General features: G+C 71.0%; 21 protein-coding genes and 1 tRNA gene. 13 read left to right on the plus strand and 9 right to left on the minus strand.

What is annotated here, in order from left to right; genetic code table 11:
• The first annotated feature begins 275 nt into the window (after window positions 1-275).
• From ACIP8Z_RS17080 to ACIP8Z_RS17105, 6 genes are all read left to right on the plus strand, one after another.
• Window positions 276-758 (plus strand): CarD family transcriptional regulator, encoded by a 483-nt coding sequence (locus tag ACIP8Z_RS17080; RefSeq protein ID WP_003953493.1) that lies wholly within the window; start codon window positions 276-278, stop codon window positions 756-758.
• A gap of 447 nt (window positions 759-1,205) precedes the next feature.
• Complete coding sequence (ispD, locus tag ACIP8Z_RS17085) at window positions 1,206-1,955, plus strand: 2-C-methyl-D-erythritol 4-phosphate cytidylyltransferase (protein WP_402084040.1); 750 nt, start codon at window positions 1,206-1,208, stop codon at window positions 1,953-1,955.
• Window positions 1,945-2,454 (plus strand): 2-C-methyl-D-erythritol 2,4-cyclodiphosphate synthase, encoded by a 510-nt coding sequence (gene ispF, locus ACIP8Z_RS17090; RefSeq protein ID WP_402084043.1) that lies wholly within the window; start codon window positions 1,945-1,947, stop codon window positions 2,452-2,454. The genes ispD and ispF overlap by 11 nt, the downstream gene beginning before the upstream one ends.
• 146 nt (window positions 2,455-2,600) lie before the next feature.
• Window positions 2,601-3,998 carry a cysteine--tRNA ligase gene (cysS, locus tag ACIP8Z_RS17095; RefSeq protein WP_319311172.1) on the plus strand — a complete coding sequence of 466 codons (1,398 nt, stop codon included), beginning with the start codon at window positions 2,601-2,603 and terminating at the stop codon, window positions 3,996-3,998.
• A 98-nt stretch (window positions 3,999-4,096) separates the two neighbouring features.
• Complete coding sequence (rlmB, locus tag ACIP8Z_RS17100; protein WP_319311170.1) at window positions 4,097-5,056, plus strand: 23S rRNA (guanosine(2251)-2'-O)-methyltransferase RlmB; 960 nt, start codon at window positions 4,097-4,099, stop codon at window positions 5,054-5,056.
• Between the two features lie 106 nt (window positions 5,057-5,162).
• Window positions 5,163-6,791 carry a DoxX family membrane protein gene (locus ACIP8Z_RS17105; RefSeq protein ID WP_402084045.1) on the plus strand — a complete coding sequence of 543 codons (1,629 nt, stop codon included), beginning with the start codon at window positions 5,163-5,165 and terminating at the stop codon, window positions 6,789-6,791.
• 140 nt (window positions 6,792-6,931) lie between these two features.
• Here the strand turns inward: ACIP8Z_RS17105 and ACIP8Z_RS17110 are convergent, their stop codons facing one another.
• The 3 genes from ACIP8Z_RS17110 to ACIP8Z_RS17120 all read right to left on the minus strand — a co-directional run bounded on the left by ACIP8Z_RS17110 (window position 6,932) and on the right by ACIP8Z_RS17120 (window position 9,479).
• Complete coding sequence (locus ACIP8Z_RS17110) at window positions 6,932-7,648, minus strand: NDP-sugar synthase (protein ID WP_402084047.1); 717 nt, start codon at window positions 7,646-7,648, stop codon at window positions 6,932-6,934.
• Between the two features lie 80 nt (window positions 7,649-7,728).
• On the minus strand, window positions 7,729-8,139 hold the full coding sequence (locus ACIP8Z_RS17115; protein WP_402084050.1) for a hypothetical protein: 411 nt from the start codon (window positions 8,137-8,139) through the stop codon (window positions 7,729-7,731).
• 242 nt (window positions 8,140-8,381) lie between these two features.
• On the minus strand, window positions 8,382-9,479 hold the full coding sequence (locus tag ACIP8Z_RS17120) for an ABC transporter ATP-binding protein (RefSeq protein ID WP_030323200.1): 1,098 nt from the start codon (window positions 9,477-9,479) through the stop codon (window positions 8,382-8,384).
• A gap of 182 nt (window positions 9,480-9,661) precedes the next feature.
• On the opposite strand from ACIP8Z_RS17120, the gene ACIP8Z_RS17125 reads away from it, so the two are divergent.
• Window positions 9,662-9,738, plus strand: a tRNA-Thr gene (locus ACIP8Z_RS17125).
• Window positions 9,739-10,396: 658 nt separating this feature from the next.
• On the opposite strand, the gene ACIP8Z_RS17130 is transcribed toward ACIP8Z_RS17125, so the two are convergent.
• From ACIP8Z_RS17130 to ACIP8Z_RS17145, 4 genes are all read right to left on the minus strand, one after another.
• On the minus strand, window positions 10,397-10,870 hold the full coding sequence (locus ACIP8Z_RS17130; RefSeq protein WP_402084053.1) for a hypothetical protein: 474 nt from the start codon (window positions 10,868-10,870) through the stop codon (window positions 10,397-10,399).
• 252 nt (window positions 10,871-11,122) lie between these two features.
• A complete protein-coding gene (locus ACIP8Z_RS17135) occupies window positions 11,123-11,740 on the minus strand; it encodes an AAA family ATPase (protein ID WP_402084056.1) in 618 nt (205 codons plus the stop codon).
• A 133-nt stretch (window positions 11,741-11,873) separates the two neighbouring features.
• Window positions 11,874-12,266, minus strand: a complete 393-nt coding sequence (locus tag ACIP8Z_RS17140) for a hypothetical protein (RefSeq protein WP_402084058.1) — start codon at window positions 12,264-12,266, stop codon at window positions 11,874-11,876.
• A gap of 488 nt (window positions 12,267-12,754) precedes the next feature.
• On the minus strand, window positions 12,755-13,048 hold the full coding sequence (locus tag ACIP8Z_RS17145) for a hypothetical protein (protein WP_319311159.1): 294 nt from the start codon (window positions 13,046-13,048) through the stop codon (window positions 12,755-12,757).
• Window positions 13,049-13,335: 287 nt separating this feature from the next.
• Here ACIP8Z_RS17145 and ACIP8Z_RS17150 point away from each other — a divergent pair, with 287 nt between their 5' ends.
• Both ACIP8Z_RS17150 and ACIP8Z_RS17155 read left to right on the plus strand, forming a co-directional pair.
• A complete protein-coding gene (locus ACIP8Z_RS17150; RefSeq protein ID WP_402084060.1) occupies window positions 13,336-14,793 on the plus strand; it encodes a hypothetical protein in 1,458 nt (485 codons plus the stop codon).
• A gap of 205 nt (window positions 14,794-14,998) precedes the next feature.
• Window positions 14,999-17,209: a restriction endonuclease gene (locus ACIP8Z_RS17155; RefSeq protein WP_402084063.1), complete on the plus strand. Its 2,211-nt coding sequence runs from the start codon at window positions 14,999-15,001 to the stop codon at window positions 17,207-17,209.
• Between the two features lie 86 nt (window positions 17,210-17,295).
• Here the strand turns inward: ACIP8Z_RS17155 and ACIP8Z_RS17160 are convergent, their stop codons facing one another.
• Window positions 17,296-18,684 (minus strand): NAD(P)/FAD-dependent oxidoreductase, encoded by a 1,389-nt coding sequence (locus tag ACIP8Z_RS17160; protein WP_402084065.1) that lies wholly within the window; start codon window positions 18,682-18,684, stop codon window positions 17,296-17,298.
• Window positions 18,685-18,848: 164 nt separating this feature from the next.
• On the opposite strand from ACIP8Z_RS17160, the gene ACIP8Z_RS17165 reads away from it, so the two are divergent.
• The 4 genes from ACIP8Z_RS17165 (at window position 18,849) to ACIP8Z_RS17180 (ending at window position 21,470) form a co-directional block, all read left to right on the plus strand.
• A complete protein-coding gene (locus tag ACIP8Z_RS17165; protein WP_402084068.1) occupies window positions 18,849-19,571 on the plus strand; it encodes a DsbA family protein in 723 nt (240 codons plus the stop codon).
• A 9-nt stretch (window positions 19,572-19,580) separates the two neighbouring features.
• The gene (locus tag ACIP8Z_RS17170) at window positions 19,581-20,468 is read left to right on the plus strand and encodes an aminoglycoside phosphotransferase family protein (protein ID WP_402084070.1); all 888 of its coding nucleotides are present in this window, start codon (window positions 19,581-19,583) and stop codon (window positions 20,466-20,468) included.
• Window positions 20,469-20,638: 170 nt separating this feature from the next.
• Window positions 20,639-21,118 (plus strand): GNAT family N-acetyltransferase, encoded by a 480-nt coding sequence (locus ACIP8Z_RS17175; protein WP_389033770.1) that lies wholly within the window; start codon window positions 20,639-20,641, stop codon window positions 21,116-21,118.
• Window positions 21,119-21,128: 10 nt separating this feature from the next.
• On the plus strand, window positions 21,129-21,470 hold the full coding sequence (locus tag ACIP8Z_RS17180; RefSeq protein WP_319311151.1) for a hypothetical protein: 342 nt from the start codon (window positions 21,129-21,131) through the stop codon (window positions 21,468-21,470).
• 44 nt (window positions 21,471-21,514) lie between these two features.
• Here the strand turns inward: ACIP8Z_RS17180 and ACIP8Z_RS17185 are convergent, their stop codons facing one another.
• Window positions 21,515-22,513, minus strand: a complete 999-nt coding sequence (locus tag ACIP8Z_RS17185) for a zinc-binding dehydrogenase (protein ID WP_402084075.1) — start codon at window positions 22,511-22,513, stop codon at window positions 21,515-21,517.
• Window positions 22,514-22,561 lie beyond the last annotated feature (48 nt).

A 22,561-nucleotide genomic window follows, 5' to 3' on the forward strand; every position in this document is an offset into this window, starting at 1 on the left:
CGATCCTCGAACGGAGTACGTTGGGAAGGCCACGCCGAACCCGACAAAACGGGGCATCGAGCCCCCCTGGAGGGGCTTCGAGTAGGTGTAACGTGCGCGTTTCTCTCCGTCCGCGCAGCCGCTCCGACCTGCGAATACCGCCTTCCGGAAGCCCTCCGCAGCACGTTCGTGTCGCTGTTGTCAAGCCCTGAGATATGCCCTGACCTGCGAAAACGCCATTCAGAAGAAGCCGTATCCGTGTTACCCTGGATAGCCACGGAAGGGGTACCTGTCACATGACGTTCAAGGTTGGCGACACCGTGGTCTATCCCCATCACGGGGCCGCGCTGATCGAGGCCATCGAAACTCGCCAGATCAAAGGCGTGGACAAGACCTACTTGGTGCTCAAGGTCGCGCAGGGCGACCTGACGGTTCGTGTGCCGGCGGACAATGCGGAGTTCGTCGGTGTTCGCGACGTAGTCGGTCAGGACGGGCTGGACCGGGTCTTCGAGGTGCTGCGCGCGCCGTACGCCGAAGAGCCGACGAACTGGTCCCGTCGCTACAAGGCAAATCTCGAGAAGCTCGCCTCCGGCGATGTCATCAAGGTCGCCGAAGTAGTCCGCGACCTGTGGCGGCGTGAGCGCGAGCGCGGTCTCTCCGCCGGTGAGAAGCGCATGCTCGCCAAGGCTCGGCAGATCCTGGTCAGCGAGCTGGCCCTCGCGGAGAACACGAACGAGGACAAGGCCGAGGCTCTCCTCGACGAGGTCCTCGCGTCCTGAGCGTGCTCTGAAGAATCCGAGCGCGCTACCAAGTGAAGCGATGCCGCGGTGCCCGCTGGCGTGCTGTGATCCACACAGTGCTGCCGCCGGGCACTGCGGCATTTCACGAGTGCGGCATTTCACGAGTGCGGCGCTTCACGAGTGCGGCGCTTCACGAGCGGGGCGCCACACGAGTGCGGCGCTTCATGAGTCCAGCGCTTCACACGTGCGGCTTCTCACCACCGAGACAGCGCACGACCGCGACAGCACGCATGTTCCTGTACGCACGTTCGCGTACGCGTGTTCATGTACGTATGCTCTCGTTCCCCCTGTTACGTCCGAACCCCTGTGCGCGGGCGTCAACGCCTCGACCGTCGTCACGGAAAGGGCCCGGTCAAGGCGGAGCGTCCGGCACGGTGAGGCCATACCCATGTCGGCCGCGGAAACAAACCTGCCGGAGTGCAACCGATGTCAGACGAAGCGCGTCCTCCTCGTACCGCCGTGGTGATCCCGGCGGCCGGACGGGGCGTACGCCTCGGTCCGGGCGCCCCCAAGGCGCTGCGCGCGCTGAACGGCACCCCCATGCTCATCCACGCCGTCCGCGCGATGGCCGCCTCCCGCGCGGTCTCGCTCGTCGTCGTGGTCGCACCCCCCGACGGCGCCGCCGAGGTCAAGAACCTCCTCGACGCCCACGCCCTCCCCGAACGCACCGACTACCTCGTCGTACCCGGCGGTGACACCCGCCAGGAGTCCGTACGCCTCGGACTCGACGCGCTCCCCGAGGGCGTCGACATCGTCCTCGTCCACGACGCGGCCCGCCCGCTCGTCCCCGTCGACACCGTGGACGCGGTCATCGAGGCCGTACGGGACGGGGCCGTCGCCGTCGTCCCCGCGATGCCCGTCGCCGACACCGTCAAGGAGGTCGAGCCGGCCGAGAAGCCGGGCGACCCCGAGCAGGTCGTCGCCACCCCGGTCAGGGCCCGGCTCCGCGCCGTCCAGACCCCCCAGGGCTTCGACCGCGACACCCTGGTCAACGCCCACGCCACCATCGCCCTCACCGGTGAGGGCGCCACCGACGACGCCGGTATGGTCGAGCGGCTCGGCGCGCCCGTCGTCGTCGTGCCCGGCCACGAGGAGGCCTTCAAGGTGACCCGCCCCCTCGACCTCGTCCTCGCCGAGGCCGTACTCGCCCGCAGGAGGGCCAACGATGGCTTCTGATCTCCCCGTGCTGCCGCGTACCGGCATCGGTACCGACGTCCACGCCTTCGAGAAGGGCCGCGAACTCTGGTGCGCGGGCCTCCTCTGGGACGCCGACGAGAACGACGGATACGGCCTCGCCGGGCACTCCGACGGCGACGTCGCCGCCCACGCCGCCTGCGACGCGCTCTTCTCCGCCGCCGGCGTCGGCGACCTCGGCGCCCACTTCGGCACCTCCCGCCCCGAGTACTCCGGCGCCTCCGGCGTCACCCTGCTCGCCGAGGCCGCCCGGATCGTCCGCGCCGAGGGATACGAGATCGGCAACATCGCCGTCCAGGTCATCGGCGTCCGCCCCAAGGTCGGCAAGCGGCGCGACGAGGCGCAGAAGGCGCTGAGCGAGGCGGCCGGCGCACCGGTCTCCGTCTCCGGCACCACGACGGACGGCCTCGGTCTGACCGGCCGGGCGGAGGGCCTCGCGGCGCTGGCGACGGCCCTCGTGTACCCGGTGGCACGCGCGTAACCACGTTCCAGGGCGTCCGCCGTCACCTTCCGGAGCGTCCGTCATCACGTTCACCGGTACCGGCATCCACCGGTACCGGTGAAAAACGTCATCGGAGACGGCGAACAGGTATCGGGGCACTACCACACGCCCACTACCCTGGAGTGGTGACTATTCGCCTGTACGACACCAGCGCCCGGCAGATCCGTGACTTCACCCCGCTCACGCCGGGCCAGGTCTCGATCTACCTCTGTGGTGCCACCGTCCAGGCGGCCCCGCACATCGGCCACATCCGTTCGGGGCTGAACTTCGACATCATGCGCCGCTGGTTCGCGTACCGCGGCTACGACGTCACGTTCATCCGCAACGTCACCGACATCGACGACAAGATCATCAGGAAGGGCGTCGAGCAGGGCCGCCCCTGGTGGTCCATCGGCTACGAGAACGAGCGCGCGTTCAACTCCGGTTACGACGCGCTCGGTTGCCTGCCGCCCAGCTACGAGCCCCGCGCCACCGGGCACGTCCCCGAGATGATCGAGATGATGCGCGGCCTCATCGAGCGCGGTCACGCGTACGAGGCGGACGGCAGCGTCTACTTCGACGTGCGCTCCTTCCCGGGCTACCTGGAGCTGTCCAACCAGGACATCGACGACCTCCGCCAGCCCGACGAGGGCGTCTCCGGCAAGCGCGACCCGCGCGACTTCGCCATGTGGAAGGCGACCAAGCCGGGCGAGCCCGACTGGGAGACCCCGTGGGGCCGCGGCCGCCCCGGCTGGCACCTGGAGTGCTCGGCGATGGCCCACAAGTACCTGGGCTCCGCCTTCGACATCCACGGCGGCGGCCTCGACCTGATCTTCCCGCACCACGAGAACGAGATCGCCCAGGCCAAGGCCTTCGGCGACTCCTTCGCCCAGTACTGGGTGCACAACGCCTGGGTCACCATGAGCGGCGAGAAGATGTCGAAGTCGCTCGGCAACAGCGTGCTGGTGTCCGAGATGGTGAAGAACTGGCGCCCCATCGTCCTCCGCTACTACCTGGGCACCCCGCACTACCGCTCGATGATCGAGTACAGCGAGGAGTCCCTGCGCGAGGCCGAGTCGGCGTTCGCCCGGATCGAGGGCTTCGTCCAGCGCGCCACCGAGAAGGCCGGGAAGGACGTCGCCCCCGCCGCCGAGGTGCCGCCGGCCTTCGCCGAGGCCATGGACGACGACCTGGGCGTGCCGCACGCGCTCGCGATCATCCACACCACCGTCCGGCAGGGCAACAGCGCCCTCGCCGCGGACGACAAGGACGAGGCCATCGCCCGCCTCGCCGAGGTCCGGGCCATGCTCGGCGTCCTCGGCCTGGACCCGCTCGACCCGCACTGGGCCGAGGAGAGCGGTGGCGGCGACGAGCTCCACGGCGCCGTCGACACCCTCGTACGGCTCGTGCTGCAGCAGCGCGAGTCGGCCCGCGAGCGCAAGGACTGGGCGACCGCGGACGCGATCCGCGACCAGCTCAACCAGTCCGGCCTCGCCATCGAGGACAGCCCCGACGGCCCCCGCTGGACGCTGGGCAACCGTTAGAAGACGTGCCGCTCGGGCCTCCGGGCGGCACACTTCAGTTACAGACCTTGTACGAGGGCGAGTACGCCTCCGTACGCAACACCGAGGATTAGGTAGTCATGGCCGGGAACAGCCAGCGCAGGAACCGTCGCACGTCCAACAAGAAGGGTGCGACGATCGGCAGCGGTGGCCAGCGGCGCAAGGGCCTCGAAGGCAAGGGCCCGACGCCCAAGGCCGAGGCCCGAAAGGGCCACAAGGCATTCCGCGTCAACAACGCGATGGCCCGGAACGCGGCCAAGCGCAAGCCGGTCGTCCGCCGCGGCGGCAAGGGCCAGTCCGAGATGGTCGTCGGCCGCAACCCGGTCTTCGAGGCCCTGCGCGACGGCGTGCCCGCCTCGACGCTGTACGTGCAGCAGTTCATCGACAACGACGAGCGCGTGCGCGAGGCCCTGAACCTCGCCACCGGCCGCGGCAACATCAACATCATGGAGGCGCCGCGCCCCGAGCTCGACCGGATGACGAACGGCCTGAACCACCAGGGTCTCGTCCTCCAGGTCCCGCCGTACGAGTACGCGCACCCCGAGGACCTCGTCACGGCCGCGTTCGACGACCACGACGACCCGCTGATCGTCGCCCTCGACGGCGTCACCGACCCGCGCAACCTCGGCGCCGTCGTCCGCTCCGTCTCCGCCTTCGGCGGCCACGGTGTCGTCGTCCCCGAGCGCCGCGCCGCCGGCATGACCGCCGGTGCGTGGAAGACCTCGGCCGGCACCGCCGCCCGTACCCCGGTCGCCCGCGCCACCAACCTGACGCGCTGCCTGGAGCAGTACCAGAAGGCCGGTGTCACGGTCGTCGGCCTCGCCGCCGACGGTGACCGCGAGGTGCACGAGCTGGAGGAGCTGGGCGGTCCGGTCGTCATCGTCGTCGGCTCCGAGGGCAAGGGCCTGTCCCGCCTCGTCGGCGAGACCTGCGACTTCCTCGTCCGCATCCCGATGCCGGGCGGCGCCGAGTCGCTGAACGCCGGTGTCGCGGCCGGTGTCGTGCTCTACGAGGCGGCCCGCCGCCGGATGGCCCGCTGACACCGGGCCAGTAGTACTTCCGGCCCCGGCCGTGGCGTGATCTTGACGGGTCTCGGACATTTGCGAGCCGTCAAGGCAGTGTCCTAAACCCAGATCACTCGGTTAGATGAGTGTGGACACCAGAACGCCCCGGCCGGGGTTCGACGATCAGCCCGCGTTGAGCATGGTCAAGGTGGATTCCGATCCCGCCCAGGTGATCGTGAACCACGCCAGCTTCCGTGTGCGGCTCGCGCCGGCTCCGCAGCCGAAGATCGGCGCCGGCGCCCGCACCGCAGCCCTGTCCGGGGCCGGGGCAGGAGCGGGCGGACCGCGCCGTCGTCCCGTCGTATGGACCGGAAAGTCCTCGCCGGGCGCGACCGGCCTCCTCCAGGCCGTGCGGGAGTCCTCCGTCTCCACGCTGGAGCCGGCGGTCGGCCACGGCGGTCGTGGCGGTGGCCTCGGCCGCGGCGGCCACGCGGGGATGGACGCGGGCTCCACCCAGGCCATCCCGCGCATCGACGACACCATGCCCACCCCCGTGGTGCCCGCCGACTCCGGCCCCCTGCTGCCGCCGATGCGTCGCGCCGAGGGCGCGTACGACGACCTGTACGAGCTCCGCCCCGAGGCCGAGGGCCCCGGCGCGGCGGCGCACGAGGACGAGCCGGCGGAGGCCCGGCCCGCGCAGCGCCACGGGCAGGACACCGTCCGGCACGCCTACTACCCGGGCCGCCGGATGAACCTCGGCGTCGTCCTCCTCCCGCTCCGCGTCTTCCTCGGCTTCATCTCCATCTACGCGGGCATGGGCAAGCTCTGCGACCCCGTCTACTTCGACGGCGGCGAGCGCGGCTCCATGGTGAAGTGGCTCAACTCCCTGCACCCCTGGCCGCTCGCCGAACCCCTCCGCGACTTCGCCCTCCAGCACCCGGTCGGCGCCGGACTCACCGTCGCCTTCCTCCAGGTCGTCGTCGGCGTCCTCACCGTCCTCGGCCTCTGGCAGCGCGTCGCCGCCGTCGTCGGAGCCCTGCTCTCCGCCGCGCTGCTCCTCACGGTCAGCTGGAGGACCGTCCCGGTCTACGACTCCGCGGACATCATCTTCCTGGCCGCCTGGTCCCCGCTGATCATCGCCGGCGCCCCTGTCTACTCGATCGACGGCCGCCTCGCCGGAGAGGCCTGGCGCACCCTCGGCCCGCGCGCCGACCTGTGGGACCTGCGCCGCCGCGTCATGCGCCGCAGCACCCTCGTCGCCGCGGTCGTCGTCGGCCTCACCCTCCTCATCGGCTCCGTCCTCGGCGGCGCCGTCCGCTCCACCGAGATGGTCACCGTCCCGGGCCCCAACGACGACCCGATCAACCACCTCCCGGGCCGGCCGCTCCCCACCGAGCCGAAGCACCGCGCCCCCTCCAAGGCCGCGTCCACCGTGCCCGCGCCCGCCGCGACCAGCGAGGCGCCGGCCGAGCGCGAGGAGACGCGGGAGGCGGCCCGGCCCACCGAGACCACCCGGGAGGCCACCCGGACGCAGGAGCAGCGCCCGACGGCCACGCGGGGCACGGGCACCGGGGGCGGCGGCAGCAGCCGTACGCCCACGCGATCCGACCCGGAGCCCCCGCCGTCCACCAGCGACACCCCGAGCAGCACGGGCGGCGGCACGTCGGGCGGCGGCTCCGGCGGCGGCTCGACCGGCTCGACGGGCACGCCGTCGGAGAGCAGCTCGACGTCGGGCGGGGCGAGGAACCCGATCGGCGGCCTGCTGGGCTGAGGACTCCGTACGGCCGGAGGTCCGGACGTACGGACCTCCGGCGTCGGCGTCGGAACCTCCGGCCAGGGTCCACGGCTACGGACACGGAAAGGGCGGCACCGCGAGAAGGCGGTGCCGCCCTTTCCGTACGCGCGGGGCTGTCATCCCCGCTGTGCGGCAAGCTCCTTGGCGGCCTCGGTGAGGTCCTTGGCGGTGTCGATGGCCCGCCAGTAGGCCCCCTGGGGCAGCGGGAAGCCGGCCAGCCGCCGCTCACGGGCGAGCCGGGGGAACGTGGTGCGCTCGTGGTCGCCCAGGTCCGGGAGGAGCTCCGTGAAGGCCGCGGAGAAGACGTACACGCCCGCGTTGATGAGGAACGGCGACGGCGGCGCCTCGATGAAGTCGGTGATGTGGCCGAAGGTGTCCGTCTCGACGGCGCCCCACGGGATGCGGGGGCGGGCCAGGGCGAGGGTGGCGAGGGCGTCGCGCTCGTCGTGGAAGGCGGCCATCTCGCGCAGCGAGAAGCGGGTCCAGATGTCGCCGTTGGTGGCGTACCAGGGCTGGTCCGGCGCGGGCAGATGCGCGGCGGCGTACTTGAGGCCTCCGCCGCGGCCCAGGGGCTCGGTCTCGACGACCGTGGTCACCTTGAGGGGGAGGTCGGCACCCTCCAGCCACTCCTGGAGCACTTCGGCGAGGTGGCCGCAGGAGACGACGGCGTCGGTCACGCCCTCGGCGGCAAGCCAGGAAAGCTGATGGCCGATGATCGGGGTCCCGGTGCCCGGGATCTCGACCATCGGCTTGGGGCGGTCGTCGGTGTACGGGCGGAGCCGTGAGCCCTGGCCGCCCGCCAGGACCACGGCCTGCGTCGGAGTGGTGTGCATACGGGGAACGATAGGCGCCCCGTACGTCCGGCGGTCGGACACCCGACGGCCGGACGCGCGTCGTGGCTCAGCGTCGTCGCTCAGCTCGCGCGCATCACGCCGGTCGCGTACGAGGTGTCGCAGACCGGCCGCGAGAAGCTCTGGGCGCGGGAGGGGCCGTACTGCTCGACGGCGGCGCGGCCGAGGGAGCGGGCGATGGACATGCAGTGCTTGGCGAGGGAGGGCCGGTTCTCCACCTCGCGCTGGAGGTGGGTGAGGGCGACCCCGGGGTCCTTCTCCTGGAGCTCGGCGAGGAGCTGGTCGCGCAGAACGTCCTGCGGGGCACGGGACTTGGCCCGGACGGAGACCTCGGAGGAGGACGCTGTCAGCTGGGTCCCGGCGTCCTCGCCGGCCCACGGCACGGCGGACACCGCGAGCGTTCCCGAGAGCACCAGGACGACGGGCAGGACGAGGGCGAGAGAGCGGCCGATTCGGCGGGCAGTAGGCGTCACGCAGGCGAGCGTAGCGGCCGGTAGTGATATGGCGACATTTAGTCACTCTCGCGGGGGATGGTTCGAGGCGGCTTTTCGAATTCCGTGTTGACGCGCCGGGCGGGGGTGGGCCGGGAATGCCGGGGTTTTCCCCGGTAAACCCCGGCCCGTGTCCTCGGGTCCTCCATCAAGACGAACGACCCCGCATCTGCAAGAGATACGGGGCCGTTCCGCCACGGCGTGGTGCCGGTGTCCGGCGAGGGTCAGTCGCTGAGGCGGGCGCCGGTCGACGTCGAGAAGACGTGGAGCTCGGCGGCGCGCGGGACGACGTGCAGCGTGGTGCCCTTGGCGGGGACGTCACGGCCGCCGACGCGGACGACCAGGTCCTTGTCCTCGCCGCCGACGCGGGTGGAGCCGTACACGAAGCCGTCGGAGCCGAGCTCCTCGACGACGTTGACGGTGACGGCCAGGCCGTCCTTGCCGGTGGGGCCCTGCACGTCGAAGTGCTCGGGGCGGACGCCGACGGTGACGGTGGTGTCGCCGTTGGCGGAGGCGGCGGCGATGGCGTCACGGGAGACCGGGACGACGCTGTTGCCGAACTTGACGCCGCCGTCGGTGATCGGGACCTCGACCAGGTTCATGGCGGGGGAGCCGATGAAGCCGGCGACGAAGAGGTTGGCCGGCTTGTCGTACATGTTGCGCGGCGAGTCGACCTGCTGGAGCAGACCGTCCTTGAGGACGGCGACGCGGTCGCCCATGGTGAGGGCCTCGGTCTGGTCGTGGGTGACGTAGACCGTGGTGATGCCGAGGCGGCGCTGGAGGCCGGCGATCTGCGTACGGGTCGAGACGCGGAGCTTGGCGTCGAGGTTCGACAGCGGCTCGTCCATGAGGAAGACCTGCGGCTCACGCACGATGGCGCGACCCATGGCGACACGCTGACGCTGACCGCCGGAGAGCGCCTTCGGCTTGCGGTCGAGGTACTCGGTGAGGTCCAGGATCTTCGCGGCCTCTTCGACCTTGGTGCGGATCTCGGACTTGTTGACACCGGCGATCTTGAGCGCGAAGCCCATGTTGTCGGCGACGCTCATGTGCGGGTACAGCGCGTAGTTCTGGAACACCATGGCGATGTCCCGGTCCTTGGGCGGCAGGTGCGTGACGTCGCGGTCACCGATGCGGATGGAGCCGGCGTTGACGTCCTCGAGACCCGCGAGCATGCGCAGGGAGGTCGACTTGCCACAGCCGGAGGGCCCGACGAGGACGAGGAACTCGCCGTCGGCGATCTCGATGTCGAGCTGGTCGACGGAGGGCTTGGTGGCACCGGGGTACACCCGGGTCGCCTTGTCGAAAGTGACGGAAGCCATGGTGATGTGTCCCTTCACCGGCAGGAACGTGCCGGACGATCCGAGTAAAGGAAGGATTGAGGTCTAGTCCACCTGGATGAACTGCACGTGACGCTACCTGGCGCCGCGGCATCTGTCAGCACTCCACCCGGGGTGAGATTTCCGACCGTCGCCGGGACGAGGTTGGTTACACTGCACTCGCTGCCTCCTTAGCTCAGCTGGCCAGAGCACCGCTCTTGTAAAGCGGGGGTCGTCGGTTCGAACCCGACAGGGGGCTCCAGGCGAAGGGCCGGCGCAGGGGCATGTTTCCCCGGCGCCGGCCTTTTCGCATGATCACGGCCGTGCCACCTACGTGCCAGATGGCCCTTCTGGGCAGGCTTGGCGGGCCTGGCGGATCATCTCGCCGAGCTTCCCCGCGATGTGCTGATCCCGGTCGCTCGTCATGTGCTGGTGGATCAGCGCGGCCCGGGTCGAACGGGTTCACGAGCCGCCTGCTTCGGGACAGCCGAGGCGAGATGCTCCAGCCCACCAGCGAGAGGCGCAGCCGAAGGCCGCTGCTACAGATTTCTCTACCTCATCGAGGAACCCGCCGCGCGTGGCCCGTCGCCCGGGCCTGCGCTCCGGTCTGCCGCCCCGCTCCAGCCCGGGCGCCGTCCGCACACCTGGCGGCTCGGGTTGATGGGTAGCCCTTGTGGACCCACAGACACGGCCATGCGATCAGGCCGACCGTACGCCCACGACGGCTCGCGGGCCGCGCAGTTTACGCGTTTCTACGTGCCCCTTCCGTGCCCGATCGGACAGGGAACAACGGGGAACACCGGGCGATTTCAGCGACCGGACAGGCCGACGACCCCTGACCGTCGATGCTGGTCAGGGGCCGTTCGTCTGCGGTGGGTGTGGGATGTGAACCCACGGTGACATCGCTGCCACGACGGTTTTCAAGACCGTGTACGGATCGGCGCTCCCAAAGCGTCGAGTGCGCCCACGGCCGCGTGGATATGAGCCGGGCCGCGACGCAACCGTTCTCCCGCGCACCACCAGGACAGTCGCTCTTCCGTGTCCTCCCTTGGATGCATGCCCAGGCCATGCTCGGGGCACAGGGGCCACGCCTGCCACAGAAGCTCCATGACGGTCTCCTGCGCGGCATCGGCGACGCTCGCCAGTGCAGAGGCAAGGCTGTCCTGTGAGTCCGGGTCCAAGTAATTACCGTGCCACTCGCCGTTGGCCATGGCGACGTAGACGTTCTCCGGCTCATCCGCGTCGTAGGACGGAAGGGCCAGCAGCTGCAGGGGTTCCAGCTGAGGAAGCGTCACCGCCAGGTCCCGGTGCAGAAGGGCGAGAGCCTGGTCCCACACTGGGTACTCGCCCGGCGAGACACGGCGAGGCTCAGGGGGGTCGAAGAAAGCGCACATGAGCACCATCCTCCGCCATGCCAGGGACAGCCCCAATCGCTCAACAGCGATTCCAGCACGTGCCGTTCCATGGTCACCCCCGTCTGGATCGGGCGGTGCAGCAGCCAGGTACCGCACCCCTGGTAACCGTCCACGGCTGACAGCGAAGACGCCGTACAGGGGCGCACACGAGTGCCCTCGTACGGCAGCCGTGCCGAAGGGCCGGATGGTTCCCTTCAGGGCTGGAACCCCCGGAAGCCGATGCGCGCTCAGTCATCGCATCAGAGTGACGACTGCTGCCTCGATGGGTGCCAGGTTCGGATCGGCGTCGTCCGAGGTGTCGACTTCGACCACGGCGTCGACTCCGCTCGGCGGATGGAAGATCGACCGCTTCATGTCGCCCCGCTGGAGCTGGGATGCCAGCTGTCGGTCGACGGCACTGCCTTCGGCCACCCGGGCGCGGAGGCGGTCGGCGATGACCGGTTCACGGGCGACGACGTGGACCGCGAGCACGCGGGCGTCATGGGCGCGGAGCGCGTCCAGCAGCGTGTGCGACAGCACGGAGGACTCCACGACGAAGCTCGTTCCCGAGGAGGCGAGCAGCCGGGCCGTGTCGACCATCACGGTCTCGGCGCGGAGACTCAAAGGGCCGCCGGCCACGTGGAAGTCCGGGTTGAGCTGAACACCGCCGTCCTGCGTGAGGGAAGCGGAGGACAGGCCGAGACCGAGCTTGATCTCATCCCGGGTCAGGAACGGCACACCGAGGCGGCGCGCCGTCGCGCGGGCGACGGTGGTCTTCCCGGCGCCCGGGGACCCGCATACCGCGACCACCACCGGTCGTTCCCACGTCGACATCCGCCGATCCTGCCGGATCTCGATCGTGCTGTCCATGAGTTGATCATGGCCGTGCCGCAGGTCACGGGCGGGATCGCTCGACCGGTCTTGCAAGACGGTCGGAGCGTTCGGCGCTGTGGGGTGAGGAGTTGGTCCGCCGAGTGAGCTCAGCGGTCGTTCCGGGGTTCGTTCACTCCGCGATCCGGGAGGCGGCCATCTCCCACGGGGTCGGTTCTGCCACGTCCTCGTCCTCGTCGGCGTCTTCCCGGTACCACCCCGTTCCGGTGAGCCAGGTTTCGAGCCACTCGGCCAGACTCCCGGCGTCGACGAACCAGGCGGCGGCTCCGTCGTCCGCCATGGCGTTCGGCTCGAAGAGGAGGACCGCAGCGGTCTCGCTGAGGCAGTCCACGGCGGCGTACATGCCGCAGCCCCAGTCGAGGATCGGCAGCACGCCCGCCGGCCAGTACGGTGTCCCGCCCTCGGCCGAGGCGGATCGTTCGGACCGGTACTCGATCAGCGCCGTACGCCCTGGCCCGACCAGTGGAAGAAGCTGGTGATCGGGGCCGTAACCACCGTTGGCCACCTCCGGTACAGGCTCGCCAACAGGGGCGGGAGCGCGAAGCCGAGAACTGCCTCTGCCGCGGCCACCTCCTCGGCACCGGCGGCGGACGGCAACGTCGACGAGGTGGCCCTGGCCTTCGCCGCCACGCGGGGAACGAGATCTTCGATGGGGATCACGTTCGGGATCCTGTCAGGCACCTACGACAGCTCGCCGCCCCCTGATCGGCTTGGCGAAGGCGGTGCGGTGATTCCCATCCCAAGGCATGGCGAGGGGCGGCGCGTCCTGTGATCGGCGGATGTCTTCCTCGGAACCGAACGTCGGCACCTGATCAGGCCGGACGCCGACAATCCCTGGATGCTGCTCTGTTGCTCGGTTCCGGTCGAGGTGTGGCCGGCCGTGGACGCCATCCTGGGTGCGGGCCGCCCGACCCTCGGCTGGACCACCCGACGGGTGCCGACCTGCCGCGTGAGAGCCCGCGCACTACCGGGTCGTGAAGGCCCCGGCCGGCCTTATCGGACGACGACGTTGTGTGCCGGAATGATCGTGGGCTGGAGGTCGGCGTGGCCGAGGTCGGCCAGGATCGGGCCGAAGGTCTTCGCGTGGGTTTCGAGGGCCTCCGCGCTCTCCCAGACCTCGGTCACGCGGAACCCTCCCTCGACCGGCCCCGCCGCGTGGGAGACGAGCCCTGTGTTCGGCAGGTCGGCGAACTGTGTGAAGCCTCGCCCGTCGGTCACACGATCGATGACCGCGTCGTACAGGTCCTGTCCGGCGCCAGGGAGGTCGAAGGTGACGATGATGGCCATTCAGATGCCCCTCTCTCGGTCCGCCGCGTGGCCGCGGCAACGTCCGTGATCCTAGCGCGTGGTAATCGGGTGACTCCATAGAGTGGCGGTGCGTGGGGTTGGAGGGTGTGGGTCGTGGGTGGTGGTGGGGGAGGTGTGCGTGGTGTTCGTGGTCTCCGCTCCCTGGCGAGCGGTGTCCGGCCTTGTGGCGTCCGGCCTCGTGGTTTCCGATTCAGTCCAACGCAGCAGTTCGGCGTGCACATGGCGGGTGGGGCGCCGAGGCTGGGGGCATGGGCATACGACCTTGGGTGGTCGTCGAGCCACCTGACCGGCGCGGTCTTCGCCGGATCACCATTCATGGCAAGACTGTGGGCAGCGCCTGGTCGCTTCGTGAGTTGCGGAAGGTGCTCAGCCGGCTCGGCTACCCGGACGACATGGACCTCGACGACCGTTCGCGCGTTCACTGGCGTGGCGGCGACAGCAGCTTCTGGCCCGACGACCGGGGCTGGAGACGGCATCTCGTCGTCGGCCTCATGCTCGTCGGGCTGCTCGGATCGATGGGGCTCCATTTCGTCATCGGCTGGGCCGATGCCCTGGGCGCGCTGACCTTCGCGCAACGGCTGGTCGGCGTTCTGTTCCTGTTGGCCGGCGTGGTTCAGGGGGCCGCGTTGCCCGCGGTCGTCGACCACTGGGGCCGTCGACAGGTCAAGCTGTCCGGAGCGCTGGTCCTGCTCGGCGTGCTCATGGCGCTGGCCACCACGACCCTTCTCCTGTTCCTGTGGCTGCAGGAACGAGAGTTCATCCGCACGGTCGTGGTGTTTCTCGCCCTGTGGCTCTGGTCGCTGTGGGCCCTCAACGTCCTCATCCGCGAAAAGGTGTGGCGCGGGATTCCGCACCCCAAGAAGTTCGCGGCAGGTGTCACCATCACGGCAACACTGACAGCCGTCAGCCTGGGATACTCGATTCTTTACCAACCCATCGCCGCTCCCCTGCACTTCGTCCTCAAGGCAGAATTCGGGACGCCGCAGACAGACGCCGATTCGCCCTACATGCACGTCCCCCTGAAGCTCTACGCGAAGAACGCGGGCGGGATTCCGGTGTACCTCATCGTCGACGACTACACGGTCACCGGATCCACCGCGGAATTCGCCCGGGACGGGCTGGGGATGGCCGAGTGGAAGACCGACGAGGGGGACGTCTCCTGGAACGCCGATGCGCAGGCCTTCGTGAGGGGAGAATCCCCTGAGATCATCGCGTCAGGGCAGTTCCAGGGGCCTGGTTCGACGTTGGACATCGGGGAGGAGTTCAAGATGGAGCGGGTGATCACTCTCCCCAAGGACACGAAATTCGAGACGCTGAACGCCCTTCTCTCGTTCACCTTCCTGAGGCAGGATCGCGGAAAACTCGACGACGACTTCTACACGGAGCTCTCCTGGGTCGAGGCGGACGGTGGGCGCTGCGCGCCCGACGACTGTGGCGAGTACGTCATTTACCACGGCAGAGTGCGCTACAACACCAACTTGATCAACGTGACGCGCAAGCCGCGCTATGTGGTGGCGTTCTGGTCGCCGGAGGAGAACATGGACGGCTTCATCACCTCGATCGACCTCACGGGGCGCGAGAAAAGCCCGTCGGCCATGGAGATGTACGAAGAGTTGGACGTCGACGAGACGGCGACAGAGGCCGAGAGATACGGCCTCGGCTCGGTCTCCGTCAACTCGGAGGTGTCCGTCAAGGGGCTGCTGAAACAGGCGGCGCAGCCCTGAGCCGTGGGCGCAAGGTCTCCTCGGATCGCACCCGGGCCTCGGATCGCACCCCCACTTCGGATCGCACCCGGGCCTCGGATCGCACCCCGGCCTCGGATCGCACCCGGGCCGTCGTTCCTGTGTCCCGGACCGTCCTGGTCCGGGACACTTGGCCGTTACGGGGGCGTACTGGTGTCTGGGGTGTTCTGCGGGAGGGGTGGGGCTGATGGGGCGGCGTTCCGGGGGGCTGATCGGGGTGTGGGCCGAGCAGCAGCGGGTGGCGCAGCGGCAGCGGGAGGGGCAGCACCAGGCCGTGCTGCGGCAGCAGCGGGACGCCGAGCGGGTGCAGCGGGCGTACGAGCGGGACGTCGCCCGGATGCAGCGGGAGCAGAAGGCCGCCTACCGGCAGCGGCGCGAGGCCGATGCCCTGCGGCGGACCCAGGAGCTGGACGCGCGCGTGCAGGTCCTTGAGGGCCTGCTGGCCTCCGGGTGCCGGACGCCCGCCTTCAGTGTCGACGGGCTGCGGAGGGCCGAGACGGTCGAGCCGTTCTCGCCCGGGCCCCTCGGGGAGCCCGTACCCATGCCCGATCAGCGGTTCTATCAGCCCGAGGCCGCCTGGACCGCCTCCGGGCGGGCCCAGGCCGAGCGGGACGCGCGCGCCCGGTTCGAGCGGGACTGGTACGCCGCCCAGGCCGCCGAGGCGCGGCGCGTCGAGCAACTCGCCGCCTACCGGAGGGCGTACGACGAATGGGCCGCCGCCCGGCTCGACGAGATACGTGCGCACAACCGTGGGGTCGCCGGGACCGAGGTCGCCCTCGGCGGCGGGGACCCCGAGACCGTCGTCGAGTTCTTCTCCGCCGTGCTCTTCGCCTCCACCGCCTGGCCCGAGGGCTTCCCCCGCGAGGTGTCCGCCGCCTACGAGCCCGGCCGGCGCCGGCTCGTGCTGGACTGGGACCTGCCCGGGTACGACCTCGTTCCCGAGGCCAAGGGCGTCAAGTACCTTCCCAGCACCGACCAGGAGAAGGACGTTCCCCGGCCCGTCACCCAGCGGCGCGCGCTCTATCGCGACGTGCTCGCCCAGAGCGTTCTCCTCGCCCTGCACGAGCTCTTCCGCGCCGATCGCTCCGGCGCCCTGGACGCCGTCACCCTCAATGGGTACGTCGGTGGCGTCGACCCCGCCACCGGGCTTGCCGGGCGCGTGTGCGTCGCCTCCGTCGCCGTCGGGCGGGACGTCTTCGAGCGGCTCAACCTGGAGTTCGTCGGGGCCGTGGAGTGCGTGACCGGCGCGCTCGCCGGACGGCTCTCCGCCAAGCCCGACGAACGCGTGGCCGTAGCCCCCCTGTGGACCCCCGAGCAGGTCGGGGTCGAGGTCGTCGTACAGGGGGACGGTGACGAGCCCGATCTGCTCGCCATGGACCCGATCGCCTTCGAGGGGCTCGTCGCCCAGCTCTTCCGCGCCCGGGGCCTGCAGGCCGTCACCACCCAGCGGTCCAACGACGGCGGCGTCGACGTCGAGGCCCTCGACCCCGACCCCATCAGCGGCGGGTCCATCCTCGTCCAGGTGAAGCGGTACCGGAACACCGTCCCGCCCTCCGCCGTACGCGACCTCTTCGGGACCGTGCAGAGCGCCGGCGCCAACAAGGGTGTCCTCGTGACCACTTCAGGGTTCGGGCCCGGCTCCTACACCTTCGCCAACGGCAAGCCGCTGACCCTGATCTCCGGGGTCGAGCTCGTCGATCTGCTGCATCAGCACGGACTTCGCGGGCGGCTGGGGTCCAGGACGACACCCGCGTCGTCCGCGATATCCGCGGCGTCCGGGTCGCCCGGGTCGTCCGCGGCGTCCGGGTCGCCCGGGTCGTCCGCAGCGTCCGGCGCGTCCGGGTCGTCCGCGCCGCTCGCGTCACCGGGCGCTTCCGCCGCGCCCGTCGCCGCCCCCACCGCCGAGGCCGACGCCGACTTCAACCTGCTCGGGATGGACTGGGCCGGGTCCGCCGCCCTCGACGTCTGCGCGCTCGTCTGCTCCGGCCGGCGGGTACTCGGCGACGAGTGGTTCGTCTTCTTCAACAACCCCTCCACGCCCGACGGTTCCGTCGCCATGGCCGCCGCCCCGGTCGGCGACCGGGCCGCCGTCCGGGTCGGATTCGACGCCCTGCCGTCCGCCGCCGACCGGCTCGTGCTCGTCGCCGCCGTCGACCCCGAGGTCAATCCGGATGCCGACCTCGCCGGGTTCACCGACGCCGCCATCCGGCTGCGCGACGACTCCGGTGCCGAGCTCGACCGGCTCGTCGTCTCCGACGGCCGTCCCGGTGAGACCGCGCTCGTCCTCGGCTCCTTCCGGCGGCGCGCCGGCGGCGACTGGGACTTCGTCCTCGGCGGGAAGGGGTACCGGGGCGGCCTTGAGGAGCTCGTCGGAGACTTCGGTATCGACGTGGAGTGAAGTGGAGCGAAGAGGAGTGAAGAGGGGGGATGGGGGGAGGGGGACCCCCTTGGGAAACCCCCTTGGGGGACCCCTCCCCCCCGCCCTCAGCGGCCGCTCAGCCGGTTCGCCAGGATCGCCACCCTGTCCGTCGTCGCCGCGTGGCCCGTCGCCTCGCGGCGGTCCGCGCCCCGGAACGCCGCGTACATCGTCTGCACCCCCAGCCAGCGCAGCGGCTCGGGTTCCCACTTGCGGACCTTGTGGTTCACCCAGGGGAGGGCGGTGAGGTCGGTCGGGCCCGACTGGCCCGAGTCCTGCTGGATGAGGTCGCGCAGGGTGCGGGCCGCGAGGTTCGCCGTCGCGACGCCCGAGCCGACGTAGCCGCCCGCCCAGCCCAGGCCCGTCGAGCGGTCCAGGGTGACCGTGGCGCACCAGTCGCGCGGGACGCCGAGGACGCCGGACCAGGCGTGGTCCACCCGTACCCCCGCCAGCTGGGGGAAGAAGCGGACCAGGATGTCGCGGAGCGCCTCGATCGTCTGGGGCTGGGTGCGGCCGTCGTTGTCGGTCTTCGAGCCGAAGCGGTACGGGACTCCGCGGCCGCCCAGGGCGATGCGGCCGTCGGCGGTGCGCTGGGCGTACATGTAGGCGTGCGCCATGTCGCCGAGGGTCTCGCGGCCGTTCCAGCCGATCGACTCCCACTGCGCGTCGGTGAGCGGCTCGGTGGCGATCATCGAGGAGTTCATCGGCAGCCAGGTGCGGCGCTGGCCGGCGAGGGAGGCCGTGAAGCCCTCGGTGCAGCGCAGGATGTACGGGGCGCGGACCGTGCCGTACGGGGTGACCGCGTGCTTCGGCTTGATCTCGGTGACCGGGGTGGACTCGTGGAGGGTGACGCCGAGCGCCTCGACGGCCGCCGCGAGGCCCTTCACGAGTTTCACCGGGTGCAGGCGGGCGCCGTGCGGGGTCCAGGAGGAGCCGACGGCGCCGGTGACGCGGATGCGGTCGGAGGTCTCGCGGGCGCCGTACATCTCGCGGTCCGTCTCGCCGAAGGCGATCTCGACCGCGTGGAAGTCCTTGAGGCGGGCCAGCTGGGCGGGGGAGAGGGCGACCTCCAGGACGCCGCCGCGGTGCTGGTCGGCCTCGATCTTCTCGGTCTCGCAGACGTCGAGGACCTCGGTGACGGTGGCGTTCATGGCCTGCTGGAGGCGGACGGCGGCGTCGTGGCCGTGGAGCTTGGCGTAGCGGTCGCGGCCGGCGATGCCGTTGTAGAGCCAGCCTCCGTTGCGGCCGGAGGCGCCGTAGCCGCAGAACTTCGCCTCGAGGACGGTGATGTTGAGGAAGGGGACGGCCTTCTTGAGGTAGTAGGCGGTCCACAGGCCCGTGTAACCGCCGCCGACGATGCAGACGTCGGCGGTGGTGTCGCCGGGGAGCGGTTCGCGGGGATCGGGGGCGCCGTCCTGCGCGTACCAGAACGAGATGCCGCCGTTGACCGTACTCATGTGTATCCCTCTTCCGGGTGCGTGGGCGGGAGGTTACCGGGGGCCTTGGTCCTGTGGATACGGGTCCTTCGGCGGCGATTCCCGGACGGGGCCCGGCCTAGCTTCGAGGGTGGACGGCGCACGCGCGGCCGCCACGGATTCCGTCGCTCCGGAAGGACTCTCCCATGCCCGTACGCAGGACCCGGCGCCTGTTCGCCGCGGCTGTCTCAGCAGGTCTCATCGGCCTTGCGGCGGTGGGGTGTTCGGCGGGCGGGGCGCCGGCGGCCGCGGCGGTGACGGTGGTTCCGGAGGGGCACGCGGACGTGCTCGCGAAGGCTCCCGCGGCGGTGGACGGTACGAGGATCGTCGTGGGTGACGCGAAGGCTCCGCACACGGTCACGGTGTACGTCGATCCCCGGTGCGGCTACTGCGCGAAGTTCGAGGCGAGCGGCGGGACGGTCCTCGCGGAGGAGGCCGCGGCGGGCACGGTGAAGGTCGAGTACGTCGTCGCGTCCTTCCTCGACGACCGGACCGGCGGTACGGCCTCGGCGCGGGCCGCGAACGCGTTGCGGGCGGCGGTGGAGGCGGGGCCGGGGAAGTTCGCCGCGTTCCAGGCGGCGCTCTTCGCCTCGCAGCCGGGCTCCGGGGACGGGGCCGGGGACGGTTTCTCGGTCGGGCACCTGCTGCGGATCGCGGACGGGGTGGAGGGGCTGCGGAGTACGGCCTTCGACCGGGCCGTACGGGAGAACGCGTACCAGCGGTGGGTGGCGGACTCCGAGAAGGCCTTCGAGGACTCGGGCGTCGGCGGCACGCCGACCGTCCTGGTGGACGGGGCGGGGCTGCCGGGCGGGGACGCCCTGTACGACGCGGCCCGATTCTCGGAGGCGCTGCGCGACGCCGGTGTCTAGGGTCGTGGGGTGATTCACGTACCGGACCAACTTGTCGCGTCTCAGGTGAAGTACAACGGGGAGGCGGGGCGGGCGTTCGTTGCCGCGCTGCCAGAGCGGGCCGAGGAGTTCCTCGACCGGTGGGGGCTGCGGGTCGCGGGGCCCTCCATGTACGGCATGGCGTCGCTGGTGCTGCCCGTCGAGCGGGTCGCGGACGGTACGGCGGCGGCGCTGAAGATGCAGATTCTCGACGAGGAGACCGAGGGGGAGCCGGTCGGGCTGCGCGTCTGGGACGGCGGCGGTGTCGTGCGTCTCCTCGACCACGACGCCGGTACGGGGACGATGCTCCTGGAGCGGCTCGACGAGGCCCGGCCGCTGAGCTCCGTCGCCGACACGCGGGAGGCGATGGGCGTCGTCGCGGGGTTGCTCGCCCGGCTGGTGGCGCTGCCGGCGCCGGAGGGGATGCGTGGGCTCGGCGAGATCGCGGCCGGGATGCTCGCGGACGTGCCGGAGGCGGCCGGGCGGCTCGGCGCGGAGGACGCGGCGGTGCTGCGGGACTGCGCGGCGGCCGTACGGGAGGTGGCGGGGGAGCCGGGCGACCGGCTGCTCCACTGGGACCTGCACCTCGACAACGTCCTCGCGGCCGAGCGTGAACCGTGGCTGGCGATCGACCCCAAGCCGCTCGCGGGCGACCCGGGCTTCGACCTGCTGCCGGCGCTGATGGACCGCTTCGACCCCGCGGACGTCCTGTGGCGCTTCGACCTCCTCGCCGAGGTCGTCGGCGACCGGGGGAGGGCGGTGGCGTGGACGCTGGGGCGGGTGCTGCAGAACGGGTTGTGGGACGTGGAGGACGGGGAGCCGGGGCTGGACGCGGAACAGGTGGAGGTGGCGCGGATCCTGCGGGCGGCGCGGGGGTGAGGCGTCTGCCGGGTGTGGAGGTGGCGCGGATCCTGCGGGCGGCGCGGGGGCGAGGCGTCTGCCGGGTGTGGAGGTGGCGCGGATCCTGCGGGCGGCGCGGGGGTGAGGCGTCTGCCGGGTCCCGTGAAACCTCCTGGCCAGGACCGGTGCGGCCGAGGCAGGCTTGCCCCATGATCCGTACAGCCACGCCTGCCGACGTTCCCGTCATCCACGCCCTCGTCCGTGACCTCGCGGAGTACGAGAAGGCCCTCGACGAGGTCCGTACGACCCCCGAACAGCTCCAGGAGGCCCTCTTCGGCGAGCGCCCCGCCGCCTTCGCGCACGTCGCAGAGACCGAGGACGGCGAGGTGGTCGGCTTCGCGATCTGGTTCCTCAACTTCTCGACCTGGCGCGGGGTCCACGGCATCTACCTGGAGGACCTGTACGTCCGCCCGGAGGTGCGCGGCGGCGGCCACGGCAAGGCACTGCTCACCGAACTGGCCCGGATCTGCGTGGAGCGCGGGTACGAGCGCCTGGAGTGGTCCGTCCTGAACTGGAACAAGCCGTCGATCGACTTCTACGAGTCCCTCGGCGCCCGCCCGCAGGACGAGTGGACGGTGTACCGGCTGACGGACGGGGCGCTGGCCGAGCTGGGTGGGGCGGGGGTGTAGGAAGGGGGGCATGGATACGGATATTGCCCAGCGGTTTCAGCGGATCACGGCGTTCATCGAGGCGCGGTTGACGCCGCTCTTCGATCCGGCGAACGGGAGTGACCACGGGTTCGGGATGGACGACACCTCCCGGGCGCTGCGGGCCGCGCGGTACACCGTGCAGGCCGCGTCCGCCGTCAACGGGCTCGTGGAGAAGCGGGAGTCGGCGCCCGAGCTGCGGCAGGTGGTGGACCAGGCGTTGGAGCACAACTGGGACGTGCTGCGCTCCGTCGCCCGGATGTGGGAGGACCACCCCGACTTCCAGAAGGAGTTCAAGGCGCACTCCTGGGATGTGGTCGGGGCGGCCGTCTGAGGGACCGGGGGTGTCCTGGTCGAGCCTGATCGACCGGGCAGCTCCTAGGGGATCAGGACCACCTTGCCCGTCGTGCCGCGCGTCTCCAGCGCGCGGTGGGCGCCCGCCGCGTCCGCGAGCGGGAAGCGGTGGACCGCGGGGCGGAGGGTGCCCGTGGTCGCCGCGGCCAGGGCGGCGAGTTCGAGGTTGCGGACGTCGCCGCCCGCCTTCTGGATCATGACGGGGCCGAGGACGGACTCCGACGTGATGCCGCGCGCCGCCAGTTCCTCCGGGGTGAAGGTGAGCGCCTCTCCGTCGTGGAGTCCGGCGCCCGACCAGCCGAAGACGACGTGCTGCCCGCCCTTGCCGAGGAGGTCGACGGCCGCGCGGCCCGTGTCGCCGCCGACCGAGTCGAAGACGACGGTGGCGGTGCGCTCGCCCAGGTACGCGCGGACCTTCTCGGGCCAGTCGGGCCGCTTGTAGTCGACGGCCAGGTCGGCGCCGTTCTCCTCGACGAGCGCGGCCTTCGCCGGGCCGCCGGCGAGGCCGATGACGGTGGCGCCGGCGTTCTTGGCGTACTGGACGAGCAGGGTGCCGATGCCGCCGGCCGCCGCGGGCACGATCGCCACCGAGTCGGGGCCGAGTTCGGTGAACTGCAGGATGCCCAGAGTGGTGCGGCCGGTGCCGATCATGGCGACGGCCTCCGCCTCGCCGAGGTGGTCGGGCAGCGCGTGGAGGCGGGCGGCGTCGGTGACGGCGAGCTCGGCGTATCCGCCGGGGTTCATGCCGAGGTGGACGACGACCCGCTTGCCGAGCCAGGTGGGGTCGGTGCCCTCGCCGAGCGCGTCGACGGTGCCGGCGACCTCGCGCCCCGGGATCGTGGGCAGTTCGGTGGGTGCCGGGAACGGGCCCGGCATCCCCTCCCGGAGCGCGGTGTCGAGGAGGTGCACCCCGGCCGCCGCGACCTTGACACGGACCTGTCCGGGGCCCGGTACGGGGTCGGGGGTCTCCTCGTACGTGAGGTTCTCGGCGGGGCCGAAGGCGTGGAGGCGGATGGCGTGCATGGTGTTCCCCGTTCGTCGCGTGGGCGGGCGTCGTCCGACGAGGAACAG

This window comes from Streptomyces sp. NPDC088553 (assembly GCF_044752965.1).
In the GTDB taxonomy this organism is placed as follows: domain Bacteria; phylum Actinomycetota; class Actinomycetes; order Streptomycetales; family Streptomycetaceae; genus Streptomyces.